Here is a 25,086-nt window from a genome sequence, read left to right as displayed (position 1 = left end):
GTCAACGGCGCATGGTCGCCGGCAAAAGGGAGAAACGACCATGAGCCTCGCGGGCAAGACCCTGTTCATCACCGGCGCCAGCCGCGGCATCGGCCTGGCCATCGCCCTGCGGGCCGCGCGCGACGGGGCCAATATCGTGGTCGCGGCCAAGACCGCCGACCCGCATCCCAAGCTGCCCGGCACCATCTATACCGCCGCCGACGAGATCGCCGCGGCCGGCGGCGCGGCCCTGCCGCTGGTGGTCGACGTGCGCGACGAGGCCAGCGTGCAGTCGGCGGTCGACCAGGCCGTCGAGCGGTTCGGCGGCATCGACATCCTGGTCAACAACGCCTCGGCCATCTCGCTGACCGGCACGCTGTCGACCGACATGAAGCGCTACGACCTGATGCATCAGGTCAATACGCGCGGCACCTTCCTGACGTCGAAGGCCTGCATCCCGCACCTGAAGAAGTCGGCCAATCCGCACGTGCTGATGCTGTCGCCGCCGCTCGACATGTCGCCCCGGTGGTTCGGCGGCCACGTGGCCTACACCATGGCCAAGTTCGGCATGTCGATGTGCGTGCTGGGCATGGCCGAGGAGTTCAGGAGCGACGGGATCGCCTTCAACGCCTTGTGGCCGCGCACTGGCATCGCCACCGCCGCCATCCAGTTCGCCCTGACCGGCGAAGAGGGCCTGCGCCACTGCCGCACCCCCGAAATCATGGCCGACGCCGCCCACGCGATCTTCGAAAAGCCCTCGCGCGAGCTCACCGGCCAGTTCCTGATCGACGACACCTTCCTCTACGGCGAGGGCGTGCGCGACTTCGACCAGTACCGCGTCGATCCCACCGCCACCCTGATGCCGGACTTCTTCGTGCCGGAAGACAGCGTCCCGCCGCCGGGGGTGGTGATCGGTTAGAGAGCGCGGCTTTCTTTTACATGTCGCGCTCAATGTGTTATTAAAATGCGATTTCTTTAACATGATGGGTGCGACGTGTTAAAGCCGACCTATGTCATTCCGCCGCTGCCGCCGGCAGTGGAATTGGAGACGACGGCGGTGCTGCGCGAGGCGACGCGAGCGCACCGCTATCTGGCCGAGCTCAAGGGGCGCGCCGGCACGATCCCCAACCAGGGCATCCTCATCGACACCCTCTCGCTGCAGGAAGCGCGCGCCAGTTCGGAAATCGAGAACATCGTCACCACCCAGGACGAGATGTTCCAGGCCACCCTTCTGCTCGAGGCGGGGCAGGGCGGTCCCGCCAAGGAGGTCGCGCTCTACAGGGATGCTCTAAAGCGCGGCTTTGACCGGTTGCGCGAGAGCGACGGGCTGCTGACCAACAACATGCTCGTCGAGATGTTTCAGGTGCTCAAGCGCACCGGCGGCGACTTTCGTTCGACGCCAGGGACGGCGCTCTACAACGACGTCACTGGCCAGATCGTCTACGTGCCGCCGCAGGATCGGGACGCCATCATCGCCCACATGACGGCGCTGGAGCGTTTCGTGAACGACGATGCGGTCAGCGATCTGGACCCTCTCATCAAGATGGCGCTGATCCACCACCAGTTCGAAAGCATCCACCCGTTCCCGGACGGCAACGGTCGTCTGGGCCGCATTCTCAACGTGCTGTATCTGACCAAGGTCGGGTTGCTGGAGATCCCGATCCTCTATCTCAGCCGCTATGTGATCACCAACAAGGCCGAGTATTATCGCCTGCTGCAGCAGGTGCGGGACGACGGCGCCTGGGAGCCCTGGCTGCTCTACATGCTGCGTGCGGTCGCCGAGACCTCGATCCAGACGTTGGCGCTGGTGCAGGGCGTCGCTGCGTTGATGACCGAATACAAGGCGCGCCTGCGAACAGGGCATCCCAAGATCTACTCGCAGGACCTGCTCAACAACCTGTTCCGCCACCCCTACACGCGGATCGAGTTCGTGCAGAACGAGCTGGGCGTCGTGCGCCAGACGGCGGCCAAGTATCTGGACGAACTGGCGGCCGGAGGGCTGATCGAGAAGCACAGCCAGGGACGCAGCAACTATTACGTCAACCGGCCGCTGGTGGACTTGCTGCTGCGGGTGTCCGGCGGCTGACGCCTCACCGCTTCTTCCGCGCCGCCACCTCCAGCGCCTTGCGCGCCCAGTCCACCAGCAGGTCCGGATCGTCCATGGCCTCGGCCGGGGCGCTCCAGTAGGCCATGGGCTTGCCTTCGCCGAAGGGATCGAAGGCGTGGCCGCCGGCGGCTTCGAACTGGGGTTTGAGGGCCTCGTCGCCCTTGAGGTAGAGGGTGTCGTCGTCGAGGATCGCGAAGAACAGGCCGTTGGCGTAAAGACCGACGCCGCCGAACATCCGCTTGGGCTTCAGCGCTCCCAGAGGGGCCAGCTGCTCCAGCACGAACTCCAGGAAGTCATTCGAAACCGCCATGCCCGTCACCATCCGTCCCGCCGCGCCAGAAGACGCCGCCCTGATCCTGTCGTTCGTCCGCGACCTGGCGGAGTACGAGAAGCTGCTGCATGCGGTGGAGGCCACGCAAGCCCATGTCGAGGCGGCGCTGTTCGGCGAGCATCCCAAGGCCTTCTGCGACATCGCCGAGATCGACGGCGAGCCGGTGGGCTTCGCCTTGTGGTTCTACAACTTCTCGACCTTCGTCGGCCGGCACGGGATCTATCTGGAGGACCTGTTTGTGCGGCCGGCCGCGCGCGGTTCGGGCGCGGGCAAGGCGCTGCTGGCCAACCTGGCCCGTCGCTGCGTGGCCGAGAACCTGGGGCGGCTGGAATGGGCCGTGCTCGACTGGAACGCCCCGTCGATCGCCTTCTACGACAGCCTCGGGGCGGCGGCGATGGACGAGTGGATCGTGCGGCGGATGACGGGCGAAGCGCTGGAGCGGCTGGCGGCGAGCTGAGGCGCTACTCCAGCCGGTCGGCCTTGCGCAGCGCCGGGAACAGCCAGGCCCAGGTTCCGGTGACGACCATGGCGCCCAGGCCGCCGAACACCGCCGCGCCGACGGGGCCGAGCAGCCAGGCGACCGCGCCGCTCTCGACCTCGCCCAGTTCGTTGGAAGCGCTGATGAACACGCCCGAGACGGCCGAGACGCGGCCGCGCATGGCGTCGGGGGTGACGATCTGCACCAGGGTCTGGCGGACATAGACCGACAGCATGTCGGCCCCGCCCAGCACCGCCAGCGAGGCCACCGACAGCCAGACCAGCTTGGACAGGCCGAAGACCACGGTGGCCGCGCCGAACACGAACACGCCGGCGAACATGATCCGGCCGGCGTGGCGGCGGATCGGCTGGCTGGCGAGATAGAGGCCGACCAGGGTCGCGCCGATGGCCGGCGAGGCGCGCAGCAGGCCAAAGCCGCCGGGGCCGATGTGCAGCACGTCGCGGGCGAAGACCGGCAGCAGGGCCGTGGCCCCGCCCAGGATCACCGCGAACAGGTCCAGCGAGATCGAGCCGAAGACGATCTTGTTGTTCCAGACATAGGCCAGCCCTTCCTTGATCAGCTCCAGGCGCGAGCCGGGCTGGGCCTCGGGCTTGGTCGGCCGGCGGATGGCCGACAGCAGCAGCAGGCCGACGACATACAGAGCAGCCGCGCCGCCGAAGGCCAGGCCCGCCGAATGCACCAGCAAGAGCCCGCCCAGCGCCGGGCCGACGATCGAGCCGGCTTGCCAGGCCAGGGCGTTCCAGGCGATCGCCCGGGGCAGCAGCGGCCGGGGCACCAGCATCGGCCCCATGGCGCCGGTCGCCGGGGCCATGAAGGCGCGGCTGGCCCCGAAGAACACGGCGACGACGAAGATCGGCCACAGGGCGTGGATGCCTTTGATCGCCAGGAAGAACAGGATCAGCACACTGACGATGTCGATCCCCAGGGTGATCATCGCGATGTGCTTGCGGGTGCGGCGGTCGGCCGTCTCGCCGGCCAGCAGGGTCAGCAGGAACAGCGGCACGAACTGCGCCAGGCCGATCATGCTGACCATGAAGGCCGACTCGCCGACCGACATGGTCTGGCGGGCGATGGCGTAGACCTGCCAGCCCAGGGCCACGGCCTGGATCTGCACCCCCAGCGTGCCGACGAAGCGCGCCCCCCAGAAGCAGAGATAGTCCCGCTCGCGCAGCAGGGCGCGGGTCGAGGTGTCGGGTTCTGGCGGCGAAGCAGGGGAGGCGGGGTCTGACATTTCGGCGCGGACCCTGCCCCTTGAGGCGAAGCGTCGCAATCGCGTTTGTCTCATAAGGCCGTCGATTTCGTTGACGTCGGGGTCATACGGCCCTATGCCGCCCGCCTCTGCCATGGGGAGCGCCGCTCATGCGACGCCTGCGACGAACCTGCGCCGCGCCGACTTCGGTCCGCGCCTGAACGCCCCGGAAAGGCGGCCGTCGCGGCCGCGTCACGCGCCGAGGATAAAGCCCCCTGCACGTACCCGGATCATCGCCGCACCATGACTGCTTCTTCTGCTTCTTCCGTCGCCGCCATTTCGCATGACGCCCCCGCCATCGAGGTCGAGGCCCCGCGCCACGCCGCCGCCGTCGAGGCGCTGGTCGATCGCGCCTTCGGGCCGGGCCGGTTCGCCAAGTCGTCCGAGCGGCTGCGCGAGGGCAATCGCAAGCTGGACGACTGCTCGTTCGTGGCTCTGCGCGGCGACCAGGTGATCGGCAGCGTGCGCCTGTGGCCGGTGACCATCGGCGGCAAGCCGGTCGCGTTCCTCGGCCCGCTGGCGGTTGATGCGACCCAGCGCAGCGCCGGCCTGGGCCAGGCCCTGGTCGAGACCGCCTGCGCCGCCGCCGCCAAGGCCGGCTGGAAGGCCGTGCTGCTGGTCGGCGACGCGCCCTATTTCGCCCGCATCGGCTTTTCGGCCGCGCCGGCCGCCAAGGTCGTGATGCCGGGTCCGGCCGACCAGCGCCGGGTGCTGCTGAAGGCCCTGGTTCCCGGCGGCGACGAAGGCTTCGAAGGCCGCGTCGCGGTCGCTTAGGCCCAGCATCGCTTGAGCCGGGAGCGCGCATGGCCTACCTGAGGGCCATGCCCTCCGACACAGCCCGCACCGGACTTCAAGGCGTCGCCGACGCCGCCAAGGCCGCGCAAGGCGGCGAGGGGGAAAAGCGCGGCCTGCCGCCGGTGCATCTGTGGAACCCCGCCCACTGCGGCGACATCGACATCCGCATCCGCAAGGACGGGGTCTGGTTCCACGAGGGCACGCCGATCGGCCGCGAGGCCCTGGTGCGCCTGTTCTCGACCATCCTGCGGCGCGACCCCGACGGCTTCCACCTGGTCACCCCGGTGGAGAAGATGAAGATCGTGGTCGAGGACGCGCCGTTCATCGCCGTGCGCGTCGACCGGGCAGGCGAGGCCCTGCGCTTCCTGACCAATGTCGGCGACGAGGTCGAGGCGGGGCCGGAAAACGCCATCCGCGTCGAGGAGGATCCCGCCACCGGCGAGCCTCGACCCTATCTGCACGTGCGCCGGGGGCTGGAGGCGCTGATCGCCCGCCCGGTGTTCTACGAGCTGGTCGAGATGGCGGCCGAGGGCGACACGCCGGACGGCCCGCGCCTGGGCGTCTCGTCCAACGGCGCCTGGTTTCCGATCGGGCCGGCCGCATGATCCCGCGAACGGACGTGGCGGCGCGGCGGGCCTGGATCCGCGAACGCCTGGACCCGATCGAGGCCTATGATCCGAGCGTGGAGAACGTCTGGCGCTCGGACTACGACCTCAATCCGGGCCTGAAGATGGACAATCCGCACGCCCTGCGGCCTGCGGCGGTGCTGATCGGCCTGGTCGAGCGTGGCGACACGCTGAACGTCATCCTCACCCGCCGCTCGGACGCGCTGCGCAGCCACACTGGCCAGGTCGCCTTTCCCGGCGGGCGCTGCGATCCGGGCGAGACCCCCTGGGGCACGGCCCTGCGCGAGGCCAACGAGGAGGTGGGGCTGGACCCGCGCTTCGTCGAGGTGGCCGGCCTGCTGAACGGCTACGCCACGGTGACGGGGTTCTACGTGACGCCGGTGGTCGGCTTCGTCGATCCGGACTGCACGCTGACCGCCAATCCCGACGAGGTGGCCGACGTCTTCGAGACGCCGTTCGACTTCCTGATGAACCCGGCCAATCACCAGCGCCAGCATCGCGACACGCCGACGGGGCCGCGCTACTTCTACGCCATGCCGTGGAACGAGCGGTTCATCTGGGGCGCCACGGCCGGGATGTTACGGGCGCTGTACGAACGGTTGCACCCTGATGTCCCGACAGTTGGGGACGACGGTGTTTCCCCTCTTGGCGGGTCGAGCCATTCCCTGAAATAGTCGTTTGAAAGCAGGACGTCCCACCCGCGCCAACGGGAGACGGCCTGCCGTTGCGTAAAGGGGGACTTCGCGTGCAGACCCAGACCATCGGCAAGGCGCCGTGGATGGAATGGCCCGAGACCAAGGCGGTGATCGCCGCGCTCGAGGCCAAGGGCCGGCCGGGCTGCGCCCGCTTCGTGGGCGGCTGCGTGCGCAACACCCTGATGGGCAAGCCGGTCGACGACATCGACATCGCCACCACCCTGACGCCCGACCAGGTGATCGAGGCCCTGGGTGAGGCGGGCCTGAAGGCCATCCCCACCGGCGTCGACCACGGCACGGTGACGGCGGTGGCCAAGAAGATCCCGTTCGAGATCACCACCCTGCGCCGCGACGTCTCGACCGACGGCCGCCGGGCGGTGGTGGCCTTCACCCACGCCTGGGAGGAGGACGCCCAGCGCCGCGACTTCCGTTTCAACGCCCTCTATGTCGACGGCGAGGGCCGACTCTACGACCCGACCGGCCACGGGGTGCAGGACGCCAAGGACGGCAAGGTGGTGTTCGTCGGCGAGCCGATGACCCGCATCCGCGAGGACTATCTGCGCATCCTGCGCTTCTTCCGCTTCCAGGCCTGGTACGGCAAGGGCGAGCCCGACCAGAAGGCCCTGGCCGCCTGCAAGGCGCTGAAGGGCCTGGTCTCGGGCCGCGCCGCCGAGCGCACCCAGAAGGAAATCCTCAAGCTGCTGGCCGCCGATGATCCGCGTCCGGCCCTGCGGCTGATGGCGGCGACCGGCGTGCTGGCGGCGATCCTGCCGTTCGTCAAATCGCTGGCGCGCCTGGACGGCCTGGTCGCCATCGAGACCGAGCAACTGTTCGAGAACGACGTCGAGCTTCGCCTGGCCGCCTTGATCCCCGACGACGTGGCCCTGGCCCGCGAGTTGGCCGAGCGCCTGCGCCTGTCCAACGCCCTCAAGGAGCGGCTGGCCGAGGCGGTGGGAACCTCGCCGCGCATCGTCTCGTGGATGAGCCCGCGCGAGGCCCGCCGCGCCGTCTATGCGCTAGGCCTGCGCACCTTCACCGACCGGGTGAAGCTGGCCTGGGCCGCCTCGACCCGCTTGGCCACCACCCCGCAGTGGCGGGCCCTGCTGGCCCTGGCCGAGACCTGGGATCAGCCGTCCTTCCCGCTGACCGGCGAGGAAGTGATGCGCGCCGGCGTGCCCAAGGGGCCGCTGGTCGGCGAGGTGATGCGCGAGGTCGAGATCTGGTGGATCGACCAGGACTTCATCGAGGACAAGCTGTCGGTGATCGAGCGCCTGAAGGCGGTCGTCCAGGGCATGGCGGTTTAACGAAACCTCCCCCTGTGGGGGAGGTGATCGCGTAGCGATCGGTGGGGGGAGGCCGTACGAGATCGGCCGATGCTTCGAAAGCTGAAAACGGCCCCCCACCGGCCTGCGGCCGCCTCCCCCACAGGGGGAGGTTCCAGCAAGCCGGCGCCCTCTCCCTTGAAGGAGAAGGCGCCGTGTCACCTTAGTTCAGGCCGAACGAGGCCTCGTAGATGATCGGGGTGTAGGTTCCCGAGGTCCAGTAGATGCGGGCCTTGCTGGCGTTGACCGTCGGGAAGGTCACCGTCTTGGAGGCGCCGATGGTCGTGCCGGTGTAGGCCGTGGTCCAGCCGACCGTGGGGCCGGCCCAGTACTCGATGCGGTAGCCGCCCGTGCGATCGCCGAACTCCGACATCGTGGCGGTGTTGAACGGCTTGCGGACGCCGAAGTCGACCTCCAGCCAGGTCCCGGCGATGTTGGCGCCGCTGCCCTGCCAGTTGGTGTTCGGATCGTTGTCGAAGGCCTTGGCCGCGCCCTGGCTGGCGTCCCACTGCGACGAAGCCGTGTAGGAGCGGTTCAGCGCGAGGTTGGCCGAGACGTTCGGCGTGGCGTTCAGGCTGGCCTCGTAGATGATCGGCGTGTCGATCCCCGAGGTGAAGTAGAGCCTGGCCTTGCGGCCGGTCACCGCCGGGAAGGTCACGGTGCTGGAGGCGCCGATGCCGGTCCCGGTATAGGCCGTCTTCCAGGTCGAGCCGTTGAGGTACTCGATCCGGTAGCCGGTGGTGCGGGCGCCATACTCGCTGATCGTCGCCTGGCTGAAGGTGGAGTCCTTGCCGAAGTCGATCTCCACCCATTGATTGGCGAAGCCCGAGGCGGCCTGCCAGTTGGTGGACGGGTCGCCGTCGAAGGCTCCCCGCGCCGTCTGGCCGGCGTCCCAGTTGGACGAACTGGCGTAGGTCAGCGTGTTCGACAGCGCGTCGACGCGGTCGGTCCCCTTGGACAGCGTCGGGGTCAGCCAGCCGCCCTCGTCGAACTCGTTCCAGGCGTACATGATCACCGTGTTGGCGTCGGCGGTCGCGGCGAAGTTCTGGTTCCAGGTCAGGGCGTTCTGCAGGTTGGTCGCCACCTCGGCCGCCGTGGCCTGCTGGGCCCAGGCGTTGGTCGGCGGGGTGGGGCTGACGAAGCTCTGCGGATAGAGCGCCCGCGGACGATTGTCCCAGCCGGCGGTGACCCAGGGCACCACCTTGTGGCCGGTGGCCTTGTGGTTGTTCCAGTTGGCGCTGTTCTGGCTGATCACCTGCGAATAGGCCGCGCCGTTGATCGGGCTGTCGGCATAGGCGCTGACCGCGTCGGCCCCGACCGTCGAGGCGATGCTCGCGGCGGTGGACGAGGTGGGGTTCATCACCACGATGTACGGGTTGGGCAGGCTCGCCGTGGCCGCCGCCGCGCGCACCTCGGCCACGTAGTTCGCCGCATAGCTGTCGGCCGAGAAACCGAACAGATAGAGCAGCGGCCGGCCGTTCAGCACCTTCTGGAAGTGCGGCTTGGCCATCTCGGTCACCAGGGTCGGCGTCGGGATCGAGCCCGGGCCGAGCACCAGGGTGAAGTTCAGGCCCTCGCGCTGGGTGCTGGCCTGGTAGAGGTTGCGGGCGATGTCCATGCCGCTGCCGTCGGCGTAGTAGCAGAAGGCCCAGTAGTTGATGCCCGCCCGCTTGGCGTAGGCGATGTCGGCGTCCATCTGGCCTTGCGTCAACTGGCGCACCAGGACGCTGCTGGTCGAGGTCTCGACCCCGTAGAACGGGATCCGATCGTGGAACTGGTTGGGGCCGAGGGCGCCCTCGACCTCGAGACCGATGTGCGAGCCGGCGATGACGCCGTTGGTGCTGGTGTCGCCCACCCAGGCGTCCCAGCGGATGGCGCCGACGGTGGCGCCGGGGCCGTTGGCGGCCAATGCCGCGGCCGGGGTCAGTGACGCCAGGCACAAGGCGGCCGCTACGGCCATCGCGCGTTTGGACGCCCGGCCGCGTAGAGGCTGGAAGCTATGCATGTCTGAAATACCTTTTGGTTCAATAGGTTTGGGTTGAAGCCACGCCGGTGGAAAATTCCCGGCGGGCGGCTGAGTCGACCGCGGCGGCGTGATCCTTGGATCCGGCCCCCGTTTTCGACAGTTCCTATTTTGTTCTCATGTTGCGACAGAGTCGGACGCCTCGGCCAGCCTGGCCGACCGAGGCGAAGCGATTTTCGCGCCTAGCGGAGTTCGAAGTAGACCGTGCCTTCGCCCTCGGTGTGGGCGACGATGGCGATGTCATGCTCGACGCCGTCGTCCAGGGTCAGGCGGCCGCCGCCGGCGCGGAAGGCCTCGCGCATCGCGGCCGGCTCGCCCGTCAGGCTGCCCTTGCCGGCACGCCGCGCGGCCGAGCCGCCGGTGATCAGCAGCGAGAAGTCGATGTCCTGCCGCTGGCGGGAAATGGTCAGGGCGCCGGCGCCCGTACGGGGAGTGGGGGGAACTTTACGCATGGGGATGATAACGCCGAGCTTGGCCGTTCGATCCTGGTCGATCGAAATAAGGCGCCGGTCGAGCAGGTCGTGACGAGATTTTCCAAAAATGAAAGCGGCCTGGCGCCGCTTGTGGAAATGAAAAAGATTCGAAATCGCTTGTGAAATAATCCACAGGCGCGCATGATTTGACGATCGAATATCGAAATGGTTCGGCCGCTCTCCACGCTTGTTCTTCGGATCGAGCGCCCGAGTCTACCCAAAACCTCTCCGAAAATTTGATCGCGCGGACCATTACGGCCGTGCGGCTACACCTGTCTTAAGGATACTCTCCCATGGCTACCGGCACCGTGAAGTGGTTCAACTCCACCAAGGGCTTCGGCTTCATCCAGCCCGACGACGGCGGCGCGGACGTGTTCGTCCACATCTCGGCCGTCGAGCGCTCGACCCTCGGTTCGCTGAACGAAGGCCAGAAGGTCGCCTTCGAACTCGAGCGCGACCAGCGCAGCGGCAAGATGTCGGCCGGCCAACTCCAGGCCGCCTGATCTCGACGTCTCAATTCGCCCGCGGGATCCTCCCGCGGGCGTTTTCGTGAAGGGATCTCATGAGTTCATTCCAAAACGTCGGCCATGCCGATCGCCTCAAGACCGCGGCGCAGGCCAAGGCGGCCCTGCTGGCCAAGTTCAAGCCCAAGGCGGCTGTCACCGATCCCCAATTCGAAGACCGCGCCGCCCTGCGCGCGGCCGAACTGACCGCGGTTCGCAAGGAGCGGTCCGCCGCGCGGGCGCTCATCAAGGCGGAAGCCGTCGAGCAACAGGCGGCCCAAGACCAGGCTCAGGCGGCTTTGGCCGAAGAAGCGCTTGCCGCCAAGCGTGGAGCGCGTAAGGAACGTAAGGCGCTCACCAACGCTGAAGCTAAGGCCAAGCGCGACGCACGTTACGCCGCGCGTAAGGCCCGCGCCTGACTGCGCGGACTTTCTTACAAAGGGAGCCGCCATGGCCCGCAAGCCGAACTACAATTTCGAACGCCAGGAACGCGAGCGCCTGAAGGCGGCCAAGGCCGCGGAAAAAGCCGCCGAGAAAGCCGCCGAACGCGCGGCCAAGCGCGCCGAGTCGGGCGAAGGCGAGGGCGAGGGCGAGCCCTCCGCCTGATCCGCCGGCCCTGAGCCGACGGGGCCTTACTTCTTTTCCGGGTTCCGGACCGACGGGCCTTCCATCTTGGAGGTGTCGGTGTTGATCGGCGGCAGGTTCGCCGGCCGGCCGGTCAACTGCTCGATCGGATAGATCGTGCCGCACTTGAGCCATTTGCCGGCCCAGGCGCCGCCTCGCGCCTCGCACTTCGCCTTCGGCCACACCCACAGGTAATGATAGCCGAACACGCCAACGATGCTGGCGAGGAAGATGCCGATGAAGATGATCTTCAGGCGGTTGATCGTGCGGTTCATGGCGGCGTCTTAAGCACTGGCCGCGCTATGTGGCTAGCCCCATTTCGCGAGGCGGAGCGCCGGACGGCGCTGACGGCGCGCGGAAGGTGTCGTACATTTGTTTGAATGATCCCTGAAAAAGAGCATTACGCTTACGTTAGGGGAAACTTGCAAACCTGTGCGGACGCGCTAAGTCGATTGTCCAAGCAGGGGAAACCTCGAAAGAGCAGCCAGGAGGCGGCGTAGACCGATGAAGGTTCTGGTCCCGGTCAAACGGGTTATCGATTACAACGTGAAGGCTCGGGTGAAAGCCGACCAGACGGGCGTCGACCTGGCGAACGTCAAGATGTCGATGAACCCGTTCTGCGAGATCGCGGTCGAAGAGGCGGTGCGCCTCAAGGAAAAGGGCGCGGCGACCGAGGTCGTCATCGTCTCGATCGGCCCGGCTCAAGCCCAGGAAACCATCCGCACGGCGCTGGCCATGGGCGGCGACCGCGGCATCCTGATCACCAGCGACGCCGACCTCGAGCCGCTGGCCGTGGCCAAGCTGCTGAAGGCCGTCGTGGCCGAAGAACAGCCGGGCCTCGTCCTGATGGGCAAGCAGGCCATCGACGGCGACAACAACGCCGTGGGCCAGATGCTGTCGGCCCTGCTCGACTGGCCGCAGGCGACCTACGCCTCGGCGATCGAGATCTCGGGTTCGGCCGCCAAGGTCACCCGCGAAGTGGACGGCGGCCTGCAGACGCTCGACGTCGACCTGCCGGCCGTGGTCACCGCCGACCTGCGCCTCAACGAGCCGCGCTATGCGTCTCTGCCCAACATCATGAAGGCCAAGAAGAAGGAAATCGCGCAGAAGACCGTCGCCGACTACGGCGTCGACGTCGCTCCGCGCCTGACCGTCGTCAAGGTCACCGAGCCCGCCAAGCGTTCGGCGGGCGTCAAGGTCGAGTCCGCCGCCGACCTCGTCTCCAAGCTCACGACCGCGGGGGTGCTGTAATGGCCGTTCTCGTCATCGCCGATAACGACAACGCGCACCTGCGTGACGGCACCCACAAGACCGTCACCGCCGCCCTGAAGCTGTCGGGCGACGTGGACGTGCTGGTGCTGGGCTCGGGCGTTTCGGCTGTCGCCGCCGAAGCCGCCAAGATCGCCGGCGTCCGCAAGGTGCTGACCGCCGAGAGCGACGCTCTGGGTCACGGGATCGCCGAAGCCCAGGCCGACGCCGCCCTGGCCATCGCGGGCAACTACGATGCGATCCTCGTTCCGGCCACCGCCGGCGGCAAGAACTTCGCCCCGCGCATCGCCGCCAAGCTCGACGTCGCCCCGATCAGCGACATCGTCGAAGTGGTGTCGGCCGACACCTTCGTGCGCCCGATCTACGCCGGCAACGCGCTGGAGACCGTCCAGTCGTCCGACGCCAAGAAGGTGATCACCGTTCGTCCGACCGCCTTCCCGGCGGCCGGCGAAGGCGGCTCGGCCTCGGTGGAAGCCGTCTCGGGCGCCGATGCGGCCAAGACCCGCTTCGTCAGCGAAGAGATGGTCAAGTCGGACCGTCCGGAACTGGCCGCGGCCAAGATCGTCGTCTCGGGCGGCCGCGCCATGGGCTCGGCCGAAGAGTTCCAGGCGGTCATCGAGCCCCTGGCCGACAAGCTGGGCGCCGCTGTCGGCGCTTCGCGCGCCGCGGTCGACGCCGGCTACGCCCCGAACGACTACCAGGTCGGCCAGACCGGCAAGGTCGTCGCCCCGCAGCTCTACATCGCCGTGGGCATCTCGGGCGCCATCCAGCACCTGGCCGGCATGAAGGACTCCAAGGTGATCGTCGCGATCAACAAGGACGCCGACGCGCCGATCTTCCAGGTCGCCGACTACGGCCTGGTCGCCGACTACAAGACCGCCGTGCCGGAACTGCTGAGCGCGCTCACCGCCGCCGGCAAGTAAGGCTTCTCGCCTGTCGAGTACGAAAGGCCCGGGAGCGATCCCGGGCCTTTTGCTTTTTGGGGCGCTTTCTCCTCCCCCGTGCAAACGGGGGAGGGGGACCCCGAAGGGGTGGAGGGGGCGAGACTGGGCGCCGTGCCGGCCGTCGCCCCCTCCGTCACGTCGCCGATGGCGCCGCGCCACCTCCCCCGTTTCACGGGGGAGGAGTTGGGTCCCTTTTTTGATCTGGATCCTCCGCAAAACCCCTTATGCGCGCCCCCGGATTTGCGCGGGATCGGGCTTGGGCTTAAGCCGATCCCATGACGCAACAAGCCGACACCCTTTCCGATCTCGACGCCCAGAAGGCCCGTGCAAAGGCCTGGTTCGAGAGCCTGCGCGACCAGATCTGCGCCGCCTTCGAGACCCTGGAGGACGAGGCCCCCGCCGAGCTCTACGGCGACACGCCCGGCCGCTTCGAGCTGAAGCCGTGGGATCGTCCGGCCGGCGGCGGCGGTGTGATGGGGATGATGCACGGCCGCCTGTTCGAGAAGGTCGGGGTGCATGTCTCGACCGTGTTCGGGACCTTCCCGCCGGAAATGGCCAAGACCATGCCGGGCGCGGCCGAGGATCCGCGGTTCTTCGCCACCGGCATCAGCCTGATCGCGCACATGACCAATCCGCGCGTGCCGGCCGTGCACATGAACACCCGCTTCATCGCCACGACCAAGGGCTGGTTCGGCGGCGGCGGCGACCTGACCCCGCTGCTGGGCTACCAGCGCCAGCAGGACTTTCCGGACGCCATCGACTTCCACGCCGCCTACCAGCGGGCCTGCGACAAGCACGATCCGGACTGGTACGCCAAGTACAAGGCCTGGTGCGACGAGTACTTCTTCCTGCCGCACCGCAACGAGCCGCGCGGCATCGGCGGCATCTTCTACGACCACCACGACAGCGGCGACTGGGGGCGCGACTTCGCCTTCACTCAGGATGTCGGCCGGGCGTTCCTGGAGATCTATCCGACCCTGGTCCGTCGTCGGATGGGCGAGGCGTGGACGGCGGACGAGCGCGAGCAGCAACTGATCCAGCGCGGCCGCTACGTCGAGTTCAACCTGCTCTACGACCGCGGCACGATGTTCGGCCTGAAGACCGGCGGCAACGTCGAGTCGATCCTCAGCTCCATGCCGCCCGAGGTGAAGTGGCCGTGATCCTTCTCCCCTTGCGGGAGAAGGTGTCGCCGTAGGCGACGGATGAGGGGTCTCTCAGAAGTAAGACGTCGCGAAAGCTGATCAGCTGTCGCGGCGTTTTCGTATGAGCGACCCCTCACCCGACCCCCGCCTTCGCGGGGGCCACCCTCTCCCGCAAGGGGAGAGGGGACTTAGACGGCCAAACAAACCACCTGCGCCACGCGCAGGTCCCGCCGCAGGCCGTCGGCGATGCGGCCGTAGTTGTCGGTGGTGATGGACTCGCCCGGGGCGAACTCGGGAACGCCATTGTCGCCGCCGCGGCGGGGCGAGCGGGCGATCAGGGAGCGCAGGCTTTCGGGGGCGGTGGTGTAGATGCGGCCCCGGCGCGGGGATTCGGCCACCGTCACGCCGATCACTCTGCCTGCGCTGTCGAGGGCCGGGGCGCCGGAGAGGCCGGCCAGGGTGCCCTTCAGATTGTCGGTGCGGCCGACCTCGGCCCAGACCAGGACGGGCTCGGTGCGGGCCCCTCGGCCGTGGATCACCAGGTTCTCGCGGCCGATCAGGCGCGAGGCGACCTCGCCGGCGTGGCCTTGCGGGAAGCCGGGGTGGAAGGCTCGCATGCCCTTGCGCGGGTCGCCGGTGTTCATCGGCATGGCCGGGGCGCCGCCCTCGGTGGTCAGGATGGCGGCGTCGAAGCGCGGATCGATGATGACCTTGGCGGCCACGCCGCGCCCGTCGGCGACCAGGATGGCGGCCGACTTGCAGCCGTCGACCACGTGGCGGGCGGTCAGCCAGATCCCTTGCGTGCCCACCGAGAAGGCCGTGCCTGAGGCGGGCTCCTGCTTGTCGGGCACCTGGACGACGATCGACGGGTCGAAGGGCGAGGCGGGGCCCAGGGGCACGCCTTCCTCGCCGGGCACCGGCGGCGGCGGCGGAGGCGCGTCGGCGCGCTCCTGGCGGCCGACGGCGACCACCAGCAGGGCGGCGACCACGGCGCCGTAGACCAGCCAGTCTGGAAGCTTGGGGAAATGCACGCGCCCCGCTCCGGTTCGTCCCTCCGCCTCAGCCCGCCACGCCGGCGGCGATGATGATGGCGGTGGCGAGCTTGGCGCCGACCAGCAGGGCCGCGGCCGAGACCTCGCCCTCGTTGATCCGCTCGGGCAGGCCCTTGAGCATCATGTCGGTCAGGCGGAAGACGAGCAGCTGCAGCGCCAGGGTGGCCACGCCCCACAGCAGGATCTCGATCACCGAGGTCGAGGCGGCCAGCGAGGCGGCCAGCGGAATGGCCAGGCCCGTCAGCACCCCGCCCAGCGACACGGCGGCGGCGGCGTTGCCCTCGCGGATCAGCTTGATCTCGCGATGGGGCGTCAGAAGGATGTAGATGGCGGCCCCCGCGATGAGCATGACCATGGTCACGCCCACATGGGTCAGGGTCGTCAGCAGGCCGTTGGCGAAGGCCTGAATCTCGGGCGACTGGATCTGAGGCATGGTTACGCGACCCCCGGGGACTGAAGGGGCAAGCTCTAACACGGGTCGGCGAGTCTTGCGTAGAGGGCTCGCCTCAGGCGGGTCAGCGCGGCCAGGGTTCGGGGGCGCGCAGCCTCTGGGCGGGGCGGACGTCGAGCCGCGAGCGGCCGCAGCGCGGGCAGTCGGCGGGGAAGGCGCCGAAGTGCATTTCCGAGAGGCCATGGAACGGCCCCGCGCTCCAGGCGCCGAGATCCAGACCGCAGCGCGGGCACTTGAAGAGCAGGGCGTTGGCGGCTTGGAGCAGGACGGTGATGATCAGCAGCGGCCACAGGCCGCCCCACACCGCGCCGCCCATGCAGGCGATCGCCAGGGCGAACAGCGCGAGGCGGGTCTTGCCCCAGGGCCCTGGCACGACGCTCAGCCCTCGCCGTTACAGGTCATCGAGACCAGGCGCTCGGTCTTGACGTCGTACATCACAGAGACGACCGAGCAGCCGCCGTCGGCGATGTCGGGGATGGCCGACAGCGGGCCGATGCGCACGCCGATGGTGCGGCCGCTGTCGTCGCGCACCCAGCGGCCGACGATCATCTTGCGGTCGTCCAGCGTGACGCCGGCGTAGTCGCGGCCGTAGCGCCAGATCGGAGCCATGCCCGGCTTGCGCGAGGTCTGGGATTCCAGCTTGGCCACCTGGGCGGGGGTCGGCGTCCAGTAGGGGCGGCCGCGCGGCAGGGTCGCGCCGGCCGGCGCGGCCACAGCGAAGGCGGTCAGGGCGAGCGCGGCGAGGGCGCGTCTCACGCCGCGTCGTCCGCGTCCTCTTCCAGCATCCCGGCCATGGCCGCCATCGACAGCTTGCGCAGGGCGCTTGCGCGGACCTTCTCGCTTTCGCTCTTCAACTGGCCGCAGGCGGCCAGGATATCGCGGCCGCGCGGGGTGCGGATCGGCGAGGAGTAACCGGCCTTGTTGAGGATCGCCGCGAAGGTCTCGATCGCGCCCCAGTCCGAGCACTCGTACTGGCTGCCCGGCCACGGGTTGAACGGGATCAGGTTGATCTTGGCGGGGATGCCCTTGATCAGCTTCACGAGCGCGCGGGCTTCGTCGGGGCTGTCGTTGACGCCCTTCAGCATCACGTACTCGAAGGTCACCCGGCGGGCGTTGGACAGGCCCGGATAGGCGCGGATGCCGTCCATCAGCTGGGCGATCGGGTACTTCTTGTTCAGCGGTACGAGTTCGTCGCGCAGCGGGTCGTTGGTGGCGTGCAGGCTGATGGCCAGCATGGCCTGGGTCGTCTCGCCCAGCTTGCCCAGCATCGGCACGACGCCCGAGGTCGAGACCGTGATGCGGCGACGCGAGATGCCGATGCCCTCGTTGTCGCTGATGATCTCGATGGCGTCGGACACCTGGCCCAGATTGTAGAGCGGCTCGCCCATGCCCATGAACACGATGTTCGAGAGCAGGCGGTCTTCCTTGTCGGACGGCCATTCGGCGAGGTCGTCCTTGGCGATCTGCACCTGGGCGACGATCTCGGCCGCCGTCAGGTTGCGCACCAGGGGCTGGGTGCCGGTGTGGCAGAAGCTGCAGTTCAGCGTGCAGCCGACCTGGCTGGAGACGCACAGGGCGCCGACCCGGCCGACCGACGGAATATAGACCGTCTCGACCTCGATGCCCGGGGCCATGCGGATCAGCCACTTGCGGGTGCCGTCCTTGGAGACCTGGCGCTCGACCACCTCGGGGCGGGCGATCGTGAAGGTCTCGGCCAGGCGCGCGCGGGTTTCCTTGGCCACGTCGCTCATCTGGGCGAAGTCGGTGACGCCGCGGTGGTGGATCCAGCGGAACACCTGGGTGGCGCGCATCTTGGCCTTGCCGTGCTCGACCACGCCGCTCTCCGTCAGGGCGGCGATCAGCTGCGGGCGGGTCAGGCCCGACAGGTTGACGGGCGGCTTGGCCGCATCGGCCCCGGTTTGCTTTTCAGCAGGGGCGACGCGGGACAGGTCGAGGGTGACGCTCAAGGGGCGGTCCGGGAAATTCGAGGAATGTGCGGGGTCGAGGCGGGGATATAGCAGATGTGGGCCGGTTTTCCAAAAGCGTGCGGCGAAAGGCCCCCTCCGGCCCTCCGGGCCACCTCCCCCAGAGGGGGAGGATTTAGAAAGCGCCGGCGCAAAGATGCTCCCCCTCTGGCGGAGCTGTCGCGGAGCGACTGAGGGGGCCCCCTTCGACAATCCCGCCATCTCCCGCTAAACCGCGCCCATGCCGTTCACCGCCACCGTCATGACCATGTTCCCCGAGGCCTTCCCCGGCCCGCTCGGCGTCTCGATGATCGGGACCGCCTGGAAGGAGGCCGACCTGTGGCGTTTGGAAACACTGGACATTCGCGCCTTTTCCAAGGATAAGCGCGGCTTCCTCGACGACACCCCCGCGGGTGGCGGCGCGGGAGCCGTACTGAAAGCGGACGTCATCGCCTCTGCGCTCGACAGCGTGGACCTGGGCGGACGGCCGCTTTTGTACATGAGCGCCCGGGGCAGGCCCCTGACCCAGGCGCGCGTTCGTGAGTGGAGCAAGGCGCCCGGCATCGTGGTGCTGTGCGGCCGCTTCGAGGGGGTGGACCAACGGGTGCTCGACGCCCGCGGGTTCGAGGAGGTCTCCGTCGGAGACGCGGTTCTCGCCGGTGGCGAGGCGGCGGCGATGGTGGTGATCGAGGCGTGCGTTCGACTGGCCCCGGGTGTGCTGGGGAACATCGAGAGCACGCTGGAAGAAAGCTTCGAGGACGGTCTCCTCGAGCATCCGCAGTACACCAGGCCGCGGACGTTCGAAGGGCTCGACATCCCCGAGGTGCTGCTGTCGGGCGACCACAAGAAGGTCGACCAGTGGCGGCGCAGTATGCGTGAAGAAACGACCCGCGAGCGGCGGCCCGATCTCTGGGAAGCGCATCTCGCCAATCAACAGGCAAAAGGCGGCCCGAAAACGGGTAAGCCCAAGGAGAAATGATCATGGCGATCAACATCGTCGCTCAGCTCGAGCAAGAAGAAGCGGCCCGTCTGCTGGCCGTCCGCGCGATCCCGGACTTCCGTCCCGGCGACACCCTGCGCGTCAACGTGAAGATCAAGGAAGGCGAGCGCGAGCGCGTTCAGGCCTATGAGGGCGTCTGCATCGCCCGCGCCGGCACCGGCGTCCACGAGAGCTTCACCGTCCGCAAGATCTCGTTCGGCGAAGGCGTGGAACGTCTGTTCCCGCTGCTCTCGCCGAGCATCGAAAGCATCGAAGTCAAGCGCCGCGGCGTCGTCCGTCGCGCCAAGCTGTACTACCTGCGCGACCGTCGCGGTAAGTCGGCCCGTATCGCCGAGCGCGTCAACGTTCGTCGCGACGCCGAATAAGCCCTTCCGCTTCGGCGAGAGGATCGAAGGCCCCGGTGGAAACGCCGGGGCCTTTTGCTTTGGCGTCTTGCCCTGGGCGTCGGTCAGCAATGCAACTTTGGGTGACATTTATCACGCCGGCCCGTCTTGGATGGCGCTAGTCTGCCGTCTCGGCTGAAGGGGAGGGCGACATGCGGCGGATGGCGAAGGCGGCGGGGCTGGCGGCGGTCGCGCTGCTGGTCATGGGCGCCGCGGCGCCGCTCGGACCGCTCTGCACCCAGGGCAAGACCCGGCTGATCGCCAAGACCGGCCGGACGGGCCTGCTGGTGAACCTCAACGAGGCGCGGCTGTGGGTGTTCGGCGGCTACGGAGGCGAGCGCCTGCGCAGGGGCGACCTCATGCCGCTGCGCAAGATAGAGGGCATGGGGTTCTACGCGCTGAAGGCCGGCCGGGCGGGCGAGGACGGCCACGTCTATGTCGACCGGGACGGCGACGGGCTGATGGACGCCGGGGCCATCTACAGCACGTTCAATGGCGTCGTGATCGCCGACTGGAACTGCGACGGCAAGGGCGACCAGATGCTGGCCGAGCTGAAGCCGACGTCATAGCGACCGCTTCTGACGCTTCGATATCCGACTGTGCAGGCGTCGGCCCGATCTTGGGTCGTCCGGGCGGCGTTCTATTTCGAGCGCCGCCGAGATTGTACAAAGGGTATTGTAATGACTGAATATTTCCTTCGTCCGGGTTATGGCGCGGCGTCGCGGCCGATGAATGACCAGATTTCCGACTATGTGCTGAGCCTGGGCGAATACGCCGGGGCGGTGTTCGACGGCGCTACCGACATGAGCGGCGTACTGACGGCGGCGATCGCGGCCATGCCGGCCGGCGCCGCCCTGCTGATCCCCGGACCGATCCGGCTGAACAGCACGGTCACCCTGACCAAGCCGATCAAGATCTTCCAGCACGCGAGAGGCGCGGCAAAGATCGTGACGCCGGCGGGCGTCACTGCCTTCGCCATCGCCGCCGGGGTCAACAACGTCACCCTGTCGAACCTGAAGCTGGAGAGCATCGGCGGGACCCGGACGAGCGGTAGCTGCGGGGTCAAGACCCTGGCGACGGCGCTGGCCAACAGCGTGGGCTATCTGTGGGTCGAGGGTTGCGACATCTTCGGCTACGACATCGGCCTGAACCTGACCTACGTCCAGTTGGGCAGCCTGACGACCAACCACGTCTGGGGCAACAACACCGGCCTGTACACGCGCTACGCGGTCAACATGACGGCCAGCGACAACGTCTTCGAGCTCAATCTGCTGTGGAACGCCAATATCGACGGTGATCCGGCGGCGGTGACCGACAGCTGCGGCTTTCGGCTCATGGCCAACACCATGGTCAACGGCGGAACGGCCTCGATCACGGAATCGGGCAATCTGCGCGTCGCCTTCAACGAGAACGTCTTCGACGCCGGCGGCATGTACGACGTGCCCGTCGGGGTGAAGAACGTGCGGCTGTACAACGTGATCCGGGGCACGTTCGCGCCCTCCTGGGTGGGGGCGTCGAAGAGCTCCAACGTCCACCTGTCGCTCTGTACAGAGCTGCAGTACCTGGGCGGCGACAACGTGTCGGCGCAGGAATACGGGGTCGCGGTGGAAAGCTGCTCGGCGGTGCGGGTCACCAACGTCAACTTTACCGCCAACCAGAACTTCGACGCCCTGGTCTATGGCTCCGCCGGCTACAACATCTTCAGGGGCAACGATTTCCGCTCGACCGTCGCGGCCCTGAGCCTAGTGGAGGCCAGCGCCCTGAACACCATCGCTCTCGGCAACACCTACCGCAAACCGCTGCAGCTCGCGGGTTCGGCCGTCGCCAATAACATCGCCGTGCCGTGAGGTCGCAAGGTCAAGCTTGGTGCGTTCGCACGCTTGTTGACAGAACCGCGTTCTAGGCGCTGAATGCTGTCACCCCCGCCGCTCAGTCGACGGGCTTCCAGACCGTCTCCTTTCTAGTGGACGGCCCTCTTCAGGTGGAGCCATCGGCCCCTGGAGTGTTGAAAACGATGTCAGGGCGCGCCGACAGGTCTCTACGACCGGCGCGCCCTTAGTCGTTCTAGGAGACGTCGTGGCGGCGCTATGTCGCGGGCTCGGGCAAGAAATGTGCGTCCGATCCGGCGATCCTTGCGTGTCTGGGGCAAGATCAGTCGTCGCTCGGCGATCACACAGCGGATTTTCGGCGCATCCACGCTTTACGCGCCACCGCTTCGGGCCTAGATGCGAGGCGCTATGACCCGCGCAACAAAGACCCTCTACGACAAGATCTGGGACGCCCACGTCGTCAGCGAAGCCGACGGCGAGGCCATCCTGTACATCGACCTGCATCTCATCCACGAGGTGACGACGCCACAGGCCTTCGCCGGCCTTCGCGCCGCGCATCGCCCCGTGCGCCGGCCCGACCGCACGCTCGCCGTGGCGGATCACAACGTGCCGACCGAGAACCAGGCCGCCGGCGTCGACGCCGTCGCCGACGAGGAGGCGCGCCTTCAGCTCCAGACGCTTGGCCGCAACGTCGCCGACAACGGGATCGAGTATTTCCCGATGGGCGACATCCGCAACGGCATCGTCCACGTGGTCGGTCCCGAGCAGGGCCGCACCCAGCCGGGCATGACCATCGTCTGCGGCGACAGCCACACCTCGACCCACGGCGCCTTCGGGGCCCTGGCCCACGGCATCGGCACGTCGGAAGTCGAGCACGTGCTGGCGACCCAGACCCTGCGCCAGAAGAAGGCCAAGAACCTGCTGGTTCGGGTCGACGGCCAGCTGGGTCCCGGCGTCACCGCCAAGGATATCGCGCTCGCCGTCATCGGCGAGATCGGCACGGCCGGCGGCACCGGCTATGTCATCGAATACGCTGGCGAGGCCGTGCGCGGCCTGACGATGGAGGGCCGCATGACCCTCTGCAACCTGACCATCGAGGGCGGCGCCAAGGCCGGCCTGGTCGCGCCCGACGAGACCACCTTCGAATACGTCATGGGCAAGCCCGCCGCGCCGAAGGGCGCGGCCTGGGACATGGCCGTGGCCCACTGGAAGACCTTCTTCACCGACGAAGGCGCCGTCTTCGACCGCACCGTCGTCATCGACGGCTCGGCCCTCGTGCCGATGGTCACCTGGGGCACCAGCCCCGAGGACGTCATCCCGGTCACCGGCAACGTGCCCGAGCCGGAAAGCTTCGGCACCGCTGACAAGCGCGCCGCCGCCCACCGGGCTCTCGAATATATGGGCCTGACCGCCGGCCAGCCGATCTCGGAAGCCAGGATCGACCGCGTCTTCATCGGCTCGTGCACCAACAGCCGCATCGAGGACATGCGCGCCGCCGCCGCGGTGGTGCAGGAAGCCTTCCTGCACGGCCGCCTCGTGGCCCCGCACGTCAAGGCGATGGTCGTGCCGGGCTCGGGCCTGGTGAAGGAACAGGCCGAGGCCGAGGGGCTGGACGCCATCTTCAAGGCCGCCGGCTTCGACTGGCGCGAGCCGGGCTGCTCGATGTGCCTGGGCATGAACCCCGACCGCCTCGAGCCGGGCGAGCGCTGCGCCTCGACCAGCAACCGCAACTTCGAAGGCCGTCAGGGCCGCGGCGGCCGCACCCACCTGGTCTCGCCGGCGATGGCGGCGGCGGCGGCGATCGCCGGCCACCTGGTCGACGTGCGGACCCTGCTGTCGTGAGTCTGCTGCTCGCCCTGGCGGCGGCCTCGACCTTCGCCGCGCCGCTCGACCTGCCCAAGACGGCGCAGGTCGAGATGGTCGTGGTCAAGAGCCGCGAGGACATCCGTGACGGCAAGGCCGCCGCGCCGATCGGCGGCAGGACGGTCTACGCCAAGACGATCGAGACCCGGGGCGACGGCTACCGCGTGACTCTGAAGCCGGTGTCGACGGAACTGCCCAAGGTCGGCACGGCCGCGCAGCAGGCCAAGGTGCAGGCCGCGCTCGAGGGCATGCTGGCGCGGACCTATGTCTACGACGCCGACGAAAGCCTCTCGCCGGTGTCGATCGAGGATTGGCCGGCCACGGTCGCCGACGTCACCAAGGCGCTGACCGCCCTGGCCGGCGACGACGCGGACGCGGCCAAGGCCATCGGCGCCGTGACGAGCATGTTCGCCAGGATGAGCCCCGAGCAGGCCGCCACGGTCATGCTCAAGGAAGACAGCCTGCTGACCGTGCCGGTGAACGTCGAGCTGGAGGTCGGCAAGCCGCTGACCTACGACGACGAGATCGCCAGCCCGTTCGGCGGCGGCGCGATCAAGGCCAAGGGCGTCGTCTCGATCGAGAAGATCGACGAGGCGCGCGGCGTCGGCGTGGTGCGCTGGAGCCGGAGCCTGGATCCGGAGTCGACCACGGCGATCATCGCCAAGATGATCGAGGCCATGGCCGCCCAGATGGGCCCCGACGCCCAGAAGCCCGACGTCAAGGCGATGTTCGCCAAGATGAGGTTCGAGAACACCAGCGGCTGTCTCTACGAGATCGACCTGAAGATCGGCCTGCCGGTCAAGGCCGACTGCGAGAGCAAGACCGTTCTCACCGATCCGAGCAGCGGCCAGCTGAACGGCCGCACCGAACGCTGGGCCATCACCCAGACCCTGAAGAACTAGGAGAGGCGCGAATGCAGCCCTTCACCCGTCTCGACGGCCGCGCGGCGCCCCTGTCGCTGGCCAATATCGACACCGACCAGATCATCCCCAAGCAGTTCCTGAAGACCGTCGAGCGCGAAGGCCTGGCCAAGGGCCTGTTCTTCGACTTCCGCTTCGATCCGGCGGGGAACGAGATCGCCGACTTCGTGCTGAACCGGCCGGAGTACAAGGGCTCGTCCGTGCTGATCGCCGGCGACAACTTCGGCTGCGGCAGCTCGCGCGAGCACGCCCCGTGGGCGCTGATGGACTTCGGCATCCTGTGCGTGATCTCGACCAGCTTCGCCGACATCTTCAACAACAACTGCTTCAACAACGGCCTGCTGCCGGTGGTGCTGGCGCCCGACGAGGTCTCGCTCCTGATGGACGAAGCCAAGGGCGGCAACCACATGGTCAGCATCGACCTGGAAGCCCAGACGGTGATCTCGCCCTCGGGCAAGACCTTCGCCTTCCAGATCGATCCGGTGCGCAAGCAGAAGATGCTCAAGGGCCTGGACGCCATCGGCGAGACCCTGCAGCACGCCACCGACATCGACGTCTTCGAAAGCAAGCGCGCCATCGGCCAGCCCTGGCTGGAATAGCCCGCTTGCTCCCTCCCCCTTGATGGGGGAGGGCTGGGGTGGGGGTGACAGCGGCGGCTCGGTTCGCGCTACATCCTGACAGGCTTCCACCCCCGTCCCCGACCCTTCCCCCATCAAAGGGGGAAGGGGGAGTGCAGCAGATGACCCTGATCCTCGCCGGCTCCATCCGCTTCGCGCCTGAGCGCCTGGAGAGCCTGCGGCCGCACCTGGCGGCCCAGGTGGCCGGATCGCGCGGCGAGCCGGGATGCCTGGCCTACGCCCTCTCCGAGGATCCGCTTGATCCCGGCCTGATCCTGGTGTTCGAGCACTTCACCGACGAAGCGGCTCTGGCCTTCCATCGCGCTTCGCCGCATATGGCGCTCTGGCGCGAGGCTCAGGCCGAGCACGGCGTCCACGACCGCCGCATGTCGTCATTCGACGTTTCTGACTATCGCGAGATCTGAA

General features: G+C 68.1%; 31 protein-coding genes. 21 read left to right on the top strand and 10 right to left on the bottom strand.

Going from position 1 to position 25,086, the window contains the following annotated elements; translation table 11 throughout:
• The first annotated feature begins 40 nt into the window (after positions 1-40).
• Positions 41-898 carry an SDR family oxidoreductase gene (locus AC1RRS_RS14650; protein WP_492855788.1) on the top strand — a complete coding sequence of 286 codons (858 nt, stop codon included), beginning with the start codon at positions 41-43 and terminating at the stop codon, positions 896-898.
• A 75-nt stretch (positions 899-973) separates the two neighbouring features.
• Positions 974-2,065, top strand: coding sequence for a Fic family protein (locus AC1RRS_RS14645; protein WP_492855787.1), 1,092 nt, complete (start codon positions 974-976; stop codon positions 2,063-2,065).
• 4 nt (positions 2,066-2,069) lie between these two features.
• On the opposite strand, the gene AC1RRS_RS14640 is transcribed toward AC1RRS_RS14645, so the two are convergent.
• On the bottom strand, positions 2,070-2,396 hold the full coding sequence (locus AC1RRS_RS14640) for a TfoX/Sxy family protein (RefSeq protein ID WP_492855786.1): 327 nt from the start codon (positions 2,394-2,396) through the stop codon (positions 2,070-2,072).
• On the opposite strand from AC1RRS_RS14640, the gene AC1RRS_RS14635 reads away from it, so the two are divergent.
• Positions 2,395-2,874: a GNAT family N-acetyltransferase gene (locus AC1RRS_RS14635; RefSeq protein ID WP_492855785.1), complete on the top strand. Its 480-nt coding sequence runs from the start codon at positions 2,395-2,397 to the stop codon at positions 2,872-2,874. The two genes, AC1RRS_RS14640 and AC1RRS_RS14635, sit on opposite strands and share 2 nt — an antisense overlap.
• 4 nt (positions 2,875-2,878) lie before the next feature.
• Here the strand turns inward: AC1RRS_RS14635 and AC1RRS_RS14630 are convergent, their stop codons facing one another.
• A complete protein-coding gene (locus AC1RRS_RS14630; RefSeq protein WP_110120027.1) occupies positions 2,879-4,147 on the bottom strand; it encodes an MFS transporter in 1,269 nt (422 codons plus the stop codon).
• 261 nt (positions 4,148-4,408) lie between these two features.
• On the opposite strand from AC1RRS_RS14630, the gene AC1RRS_RS14625 reads away from it, so the two are divergent.
• From AC1RRS_RS14625 to AC1RRS_RS14610, 4 genes are all read left to right on the top strand, one after another.
• Positions 4,409-4,939: a GNAT family N-acetyltransferase gene (locus AC1RRS_RS14625; RefSeq protein ID WP_492855784.1), complete on the top strand. Its 531-nt coding sequence runs from the start codon at positions 4,409-4,411 to the stop codon at positions 4,937-4,939.
• A 47-nt stretch (positions 4,940-4,986) separates the two neighbouring features.
• Positions 4,987-5,565 carry a DUF1285 domain-containing protein gene (locus AC1RRS_RS14620; RefSeq protein WP_492855871.1) on the top strand — a complete coding sequence of 193 codons (579 nt, stop codon included), beginning with the start codon at positions 4,987-4,989 and terminating at the stop codon, positions 5,563-5,565.
• The gene (locus tag AC1RRS_RS14615) at positions 5,562-6,260 is read left to right on the top strand and encodes a CoA pyrophosphatase (protein WP_492855783.1); all 699 of its coding nucleotides are present in this window, start codon (positions 5,562-5,564) and stop codon (positions 6,258-6,260) included. The genes AC1RRS_RS14620 and AC1RRS_RS14615 overlap by 4 nt, the downstream gene beginning before the upstream one ends.
• A gap of 104 nt (positions 6,261-6,364) precedes the next feature.
• Positions 6,365-7,585, top strand: a complete 1,221-nt coding sequence (locus AC1RRS_RS14610; protein WP_487292170.1) for a CCA tRNA nucleotidyltransferase — start codon at positions 6,365-6,367, stop codon at positions 7,583-7,585.
• Between the two features lie 181 nt (positions 7,586-7,766).
• Here AC1RRS_RS14610 and AC1RRS_RS14605 read toward each other — a convergent pair whose 3' ends face one another.
• Both AC1RRS_RS14605 and AC1RRS_RS14600 read right to left on the bottom strand, forming a co-directional pair.
• Positions 7,767-9,563 (bottom strand): discoidin domain-containing protein, encoded by a 1,797-nt coding sequence (locus tag AC1RRS_RS14605; protein WP_492855782.1) that lies wholly within the window; start codon positions 9,561-9,563, stop codon positions 7,767-7,769.
• A gap of 245 nt (positions 9,564-9,808) precedes the next feature.
• Complete coding sequence (locus tag AC1RRS_RS14600) at positions 9,809-10,078, bottom strand: hypothetical protein (RefSeq protein WP_487292145.1); 270 nt, start codon at positions 10,076-10,078, stop codon at positions 9,809-9,811.
• Positions 10,079-10,392: 314 nt separating this feature from the next.
• Here AC1RRS_RS14600 and AC1RRS_RS14595 point away from each other — a divergent pair, with 314 nt between their 5' ends.
• The 3 genes from AC1RRS_RS14595 to AC1RRS_RS14585 are packed head-to-tail and all read left to right on the top strand — an operon-like array spanning position 10,393 to position 11,208.
• Positions 10,393-10,602 carry a cold-shock protein gene (locus AC1RRS_RS14595; protein ID WP_110120022.1) on the top strand — a complete coding sequence of 70 codons (210 nt, stop codon included), beginning with the start codon at positions 10,393-10,395 and terminating at the stop codon, positions 10,600-10,602.
• A gap of 59 nt (positions 10,603-10,661) precedes the next feature.
• Complete coding sequence (locus AC1RRS_RS14590; RefSeq protein WP_492855781.1) at positions 10,662-11,021, top strand: DUF6481 family protein; 360 nt, start codon at positions 10,662-10,664, stop codon at positions 11,019-11,021.
• A 31-nt stretch (positions 11,022-11,052) separates the two neighbouring features.
• Positions 11,053-11,208, top strand: a complete 156-nt coding sequence (locus tag AC1RRS_RS14585; protein ID WP_492855780.1) for a hypothetical protein — start codon at positions 11,053-11,055, stop codon at positions 11,206-11,208.
• Positions 11,209-11,234: 26 nt separating this feature from the next.
• On the opposite strand, the gene AC1RRS_RS14580 is transcribed toward AC1RRS_RS14585, so the two are convergent.
• Entirely contained in the window at positions 11,235-11,501 is a 267-nt protein-coding gene (locus AC1RRS_RS14580; protein ID WP_487292143.1) for a hypothetical protein, read from the bottom strand.
• Between the two features lie 229 nt (positions 11,502-11,730).
• Between AC1RRS_RS14580 and AC1RRS_RS14575 the strand changes: the two genes are divergently transcribed.
• The 3 genes from AC1RRS_RS14575 (at position 11,731) to hemF (ending at position 14,599) form a co-directional block, all read left to right on the top strand.
• On the top strand, positions 11,731-12,477 hold the full coding sequence (locus tag AC1RRS_RS14575) for an electron transfer flavoprotein subunit beta/FixA family protein (RefSeq protein ID WP_487292142.1): 747 nt from the start codon (positions 11,731-11,733) through the stop codon (positions 12,475-12,477).
• Positions 12,477-13,418, top strand: a complete 942-nt coding sequence (locus AC1RRS_RS14570) for an electron transfer flavoprotein subunit alpha/FixB family protein (protein WP_492855779.1) — start codon at positions 12,477-12,479, stop codon at positions 13,416-13,418. The genes AC1RRS_RS14575 and AC1RRS_RS14570 overlap by 1 nt, the downstream gene beginning before the upstream one ends.
• 296 nt (positions 13,419-13,714) lie before the next feature.
• A complete protein-coding gene (hemF, locus tag AC1RRS_RS14565; protein WP_492855778.1) occupies positions 13,715-14,599 on the top strand; it encodes an oxygen-dependent coproporphyrinogen oxidase in 885 nt (294 codons plus the stop codon).
• Between the two features lie 170 nt (positions 14,600-14,769).
• On the opposite strand, the gene AC1RRS_RS14560 is transcribed toward hemF, so the two are convergent.
• The 5 genes from AC1RRS_RS14560 to rlmN all read right to left on the bottom strand — a co-directional run bounded on the left by AC1RRS_RS14560 (position 14,770) and on the right by rlmN (position 18,051).
• The gene (locus AC1RRS_RS14560) at positions 14,770-15,612 is read right to left on the bottom strand and encodes a S1 family peptidase (protein WP_492855777.1); all 843 of its coding nucleotides are present in this window, start codon (positions 15,610-15,612) and stop codon (positions 14,770-14,772) included.
• Between the two features lie 28 nt (positions 15,613-15,640).
• Positions 15,641-16,066 carry a DUF350 domain-containing protein gene (locus tag AC1RRS_RS14555; protein WP_487292137.1) on the bottom strand — a complete coding sequence of 142 codons (426 nt, stop codon included), beginning with the start codon at positions 16,064-16,066 and terminating at the stop codon, positions 15,641-15,643.
• An 82-nt stretch (positions 16,067-16,148) separates the two neighbouring features.
• Positions 16,149-16,457, bottom strand: coding sequence for a hypothetical protein (locus tag AC1RRS_RS14550; RefSeq protein WP_492855776.1), 309 nt, complete (start codon positions 16,455-16,457; stop codon positions 16,149-16,151).
• Between the two features lie 5 nt (positions 16,458-16,462).
• Positions 16,463-16,840, bottom strand: coding sequence for a hypothetical protein (locus AC1RRS_RS14545; RefSeq protein ID WP_492855775.1), 378 nt, complete (start codon positions 16,838-16,840; stop codon positions 16,463-16,465).
• On the bottom strand, positions 16,837-18,051 hold the full coding sequence (rlmN, locus tag AC1RRS_RS14540) for a dual-specificity RNA methyltransferase RlmN (protein ID WP_487292135.1): 1,215 nt from the start codon (positions 18,049-18,051) through the stop codon (positions 16,837-16,839). Before rlmN ends, AC1RRS_RS14545 begins: the two co-directional genes overlap by 4 nt.
• Before the next feature lie 238 nt (positions 18,052-18,289).
• On the opposite strand from rlmN, the gene trmD reads away from it, so the two are divergent.
• From trmD to AC1RRS_RS14500, 8 genes are all read left to right on the top strand, one after another.
• Entirely contained in the window at positions 18,290-19,027 is a 738-nt protein-coding gene (gene trmD / locus AC1RRS_RS14535; protein WP_110122138.1) for a tRNA (guanosine(37)-N1)-methyltransferase TrmD, read from the top strand.
• Positions 19,028-19,029: 2 nt separating this feature from the next.
• Entirely contained in the window at positions 19,030-19,413 is a 384-nt protein-coding gene (gene rplS, locus AC1RRS_RS14530) for a 50S ribosomal protein L19 (RefSeq protein ID WP_487292134.1), read from the top strand.
• A 170-nt stretch (positions 19,414-19,583) separates the two neighbouring features.
• Positions 19,584-20,000, top strand: coding sequence for a hypothetical protein (locus AC1RRS_RS14525; protein ID WP_492855774.1), 417 nt, complete (start codon positions 19,584-19,586; stop codon positions 19,998-20,000).
• A 111-nt stretch (positions 20,001-20,111) separates the two neighbouring features.
• Positions 20,112-21,278: a hypothetical protein gene (locus AC1RRS_RS14520; RefSeq protein ID WP_492855773.1), complete on the top strand. Its 1,167-nt coding sequence runs from the start codon at positions 20,112-20,114 to the stop codon at positions 21,276-21,278.
• A 390-nt stretch (positions 21,279-21,668) separates the two neighbouring features.
• Entirely contained in the window at positions 21,669-23,102 is a 1,434-nt protein-coding gene (gene leuC, locus AC1RRS_RS14515; protein WP_487292132.1) for a 3-isopropylmalate dehydratase large subunit, read from the top strand.
• The gene (locus AC1RRS_RS14510; RefSeq protein ID WP_492855772.1) at positions 23,099-24,025 is read left to right on the top strand and encodes a hypothetical protein; all 927 of its coding nucleotides are present in this window, start codon (positions 23,099-23,101) and stop codon (positions 24,023-24,025) included. Before leuC ends, AC1RRS_RS14510 begins: the two co-directional genes overlap by 4 nt.
• 11 nt (positions 24,026-24,036) lie before the next feature.
• Positions 24,037-24,642 carry a 3-isopropylmalate dehydratase small subunit gene (gene leuD, locus AC1RRS_RS14505; RefSeq protein WP_492855771.1) on the top strand — a complete coding sequence of 202 codons (606 nt, stop codon included), beginning with the start codon at positions 24,037-24,039 and terminating at the stop codon, positions 24,640-24,642.
• Between the two features lie 140 nt (positions 24,643-24,782).
• Positions 24,783-25,085, top strand: a complete 303-nt coding sequence (locus AC1RRS_RS14500) for a putative quinol monooxygenase (protein WP_492855770.1) — start codon at positions 24,783-24,785, stop codon at positions 25,083-25,085.
• Position 25,086: the final 1 nt, after the last annotated feature.

The organism is Caulobacter sp. GW821-FHT12A07 (genome assembly GCF_058807655.1).
The sequence above is the reverse complement of the archived record's forward strand: the minus strand, read 5'-3'. Positions and strand labels throughout refer to the sequence as shown.

What these genes read in the sequence shown, in the direction of transcription:
- AC1RRS_RS14650 (WP_492855788.1), top strand. Translation starts at nt 41, where the DNA reads ATGAGCCTCGCGGGCAAGACCCTGTTCATCACCGGCGCCAGCCGCGGC.
- AC1RRS_RS14635 (WP_492855785.1), top strand. Translation starts at nt 2,395, where the DNA reads ATGCCCGTCACCATCCGTCCCGCCGCGCCAGAAGACGCCGCCCTGATC.
- AC1RRS_RS14640 (WP_492855786.1), bottom strand. Translation starts at nt 2,396, where the DNA reads ATGGCGGTTTCGAATGACTTCCTGGAGTTCGTGCTGGAGCAGCTGGCC.
- AC1RRS_RS14630 (WP_110120027.1), bottom strand. Translation starts at nt 4,147, where the DNA reads ATGTCAGACCCCGCCTCCCCTGCTTCGCCGCCAGAACCCGACACCTCG.
- AC1RRS_RS14625 (WP_492855784.1), top strand. Translation starts at nt 4,409, where the DNA reads ATGACTGCTTCTTCTGCTTCTTCCGTCGCCGCCATTTCGCATGACGCC.
- AC1RRS_RS14620 (WP_492855871.1), top strand. Translation starts at nt 4,987, where the DNA reads ATGCCCTCCGACACAGCCCGCACCGGACTTCAAGGCGTCGCCGACGCC.
- AC1RRS_RS14615 (WP_492855783.1), top strand. Translation starts at nt 5,562, where the DNA reads ATGATCCCGCGAACGGACGTGGCGGCGCGGCGGGCCTGGATCCGCGAA.
- AC1RRS_RS14610 (WP_487292170.1), top strand. Translation starts at nt 6,365, where the DNA reads ATGGAATGGCCCGAGACCAAGGCGGTGATCGCCGCGCTCGAGGCCAAG.
- AC1RRS_RS14605 (WP_492855782.1), bottom strand. Translation starts at nt 9,563, where the DNA reads ATGGCCGTAGCGGCCGCCTTGTGCCTGGCGTCACTGACCCCGGCCGCG.
- AC1RRS_RS14600 (WP_487292145.1), bottom strand. Translation starts at nt 10,078, where the DNA reads ATGCGTAAAGTTCCCCCCACTCCCCGTACGGGCGCCGGCGCCCTGACC.
- AC1RRS_RS14595 (WP_110120022.1), top strand. Translation starts at nt 10,393, where the DNA reads ATGGCTACCGGCACCGTGAAGTGGTTCAACTCCACCAAGGGCTTCGGC.
- AC1RRS_RS14590 (WP_492855781.1), top strand. Translation starts at nt 10,662, where the DNA reads ATGAGTTCATTCCAAAACGTCGGCCATGCCGATCGCCTCAAGACCGCG.
- AC1RRS_RS14585 (WP_492855780.1), top strand. Translation starts at nt 11,053, where the DNA reads ATGGCCCGCAAGCCGAACTACAATTTCGAACGCCAGGAACGCGAGCGC.
- AC1RRS_RS14580 (WP_487292143.1), bottom strand. Translation starts at nt 11,501, where the DNA reads ATGAACCGCACGATCAACCGCCTGAAGATCATCTTCATCGGCATCTTC.
- AC1RRS_RS14575 (WP_487292142.1), top strand. Translation starts at nt 11,731, where the DNA reads ATGAAGGTTCTGGTCCCGGTCAAACGGGTTATCGATTACAACGTGAAG.
- AC1RRS_RS14570 (WP_492855779.1), top strand. Translation starts at nt 12,477, where the DNA reads ATGGCCGTTCTCGTCATCGCCGATAACGACAACGCGCACCTGCGTGAC.
- hemF (WP_492855778.1), top strand. Translation starts at nt 13,715, where the DNA reads ATGACGCAACAAGCCGACACCCTTTCCGATCTCGACGCCCAGAAGGCC.
- AC1RRS_RS14555 (WP_487292137.1), bottom strand. Translation starts at nt 16,066, where the DNA reads ATGCCTCAGATCCAGTCGCCCGAGATTCAGGCCTTCGCCAACGGCCTG.
- trmD (WP_110122138.1), top strand. Translation starts at nt 18,290, where the DNA reads ATGCCGTTCACCGCCACCGTCATGACCATGTTCCCCGAGGCCTTCCCC.
- rplS (WP_487292134.1), top strand. Translation starts at nt 19,030, where the DNA reads ATGGCGATCAACATCGTCGCTCAGCTCGAGCAAGAAGAAGCGGCCCGT.
- AC1RRS_RS14525 (WP_492855774.1), top strand. Translation starts at nt 19,584, where the DNA reads ATGCGGCGGATGGCGAAGGCGGCGGGGCTGGCGGCGGTCGCGCTGCTG.
- AC1RRS_RS14520 (WP_492855773.1), top strand. Translation starts at nt 20,112, where the DNA reads ATGACTGAATATTTCCTTCGTCCGGGTTATGGCGCGGCGTCGCGGCCG.
- leuC (WP_487292132.1), top strand. Translation starts at nt 21,669, where the DNA reads ATGACCCGCGCAACAAAGACCCTCTACGACAAGATCTGGGACGCCCAC.
- leuD (WP_492855771.1), top strand. Translation starts at nt 24,037, where the DNA reads ATGCAGCCCTTCACCCGTCTCGACGGCCGCGCGGCGCCCCTGTCGCTG.
- AC1RRS_RS14500 (WP_492855770.1), top strand. Translation starts at nt 24,783, where the DNA reads ATGACCCTGATCCTCGCCGGCTCCATCCGCTTCGCGCCTGAGCGCCTG.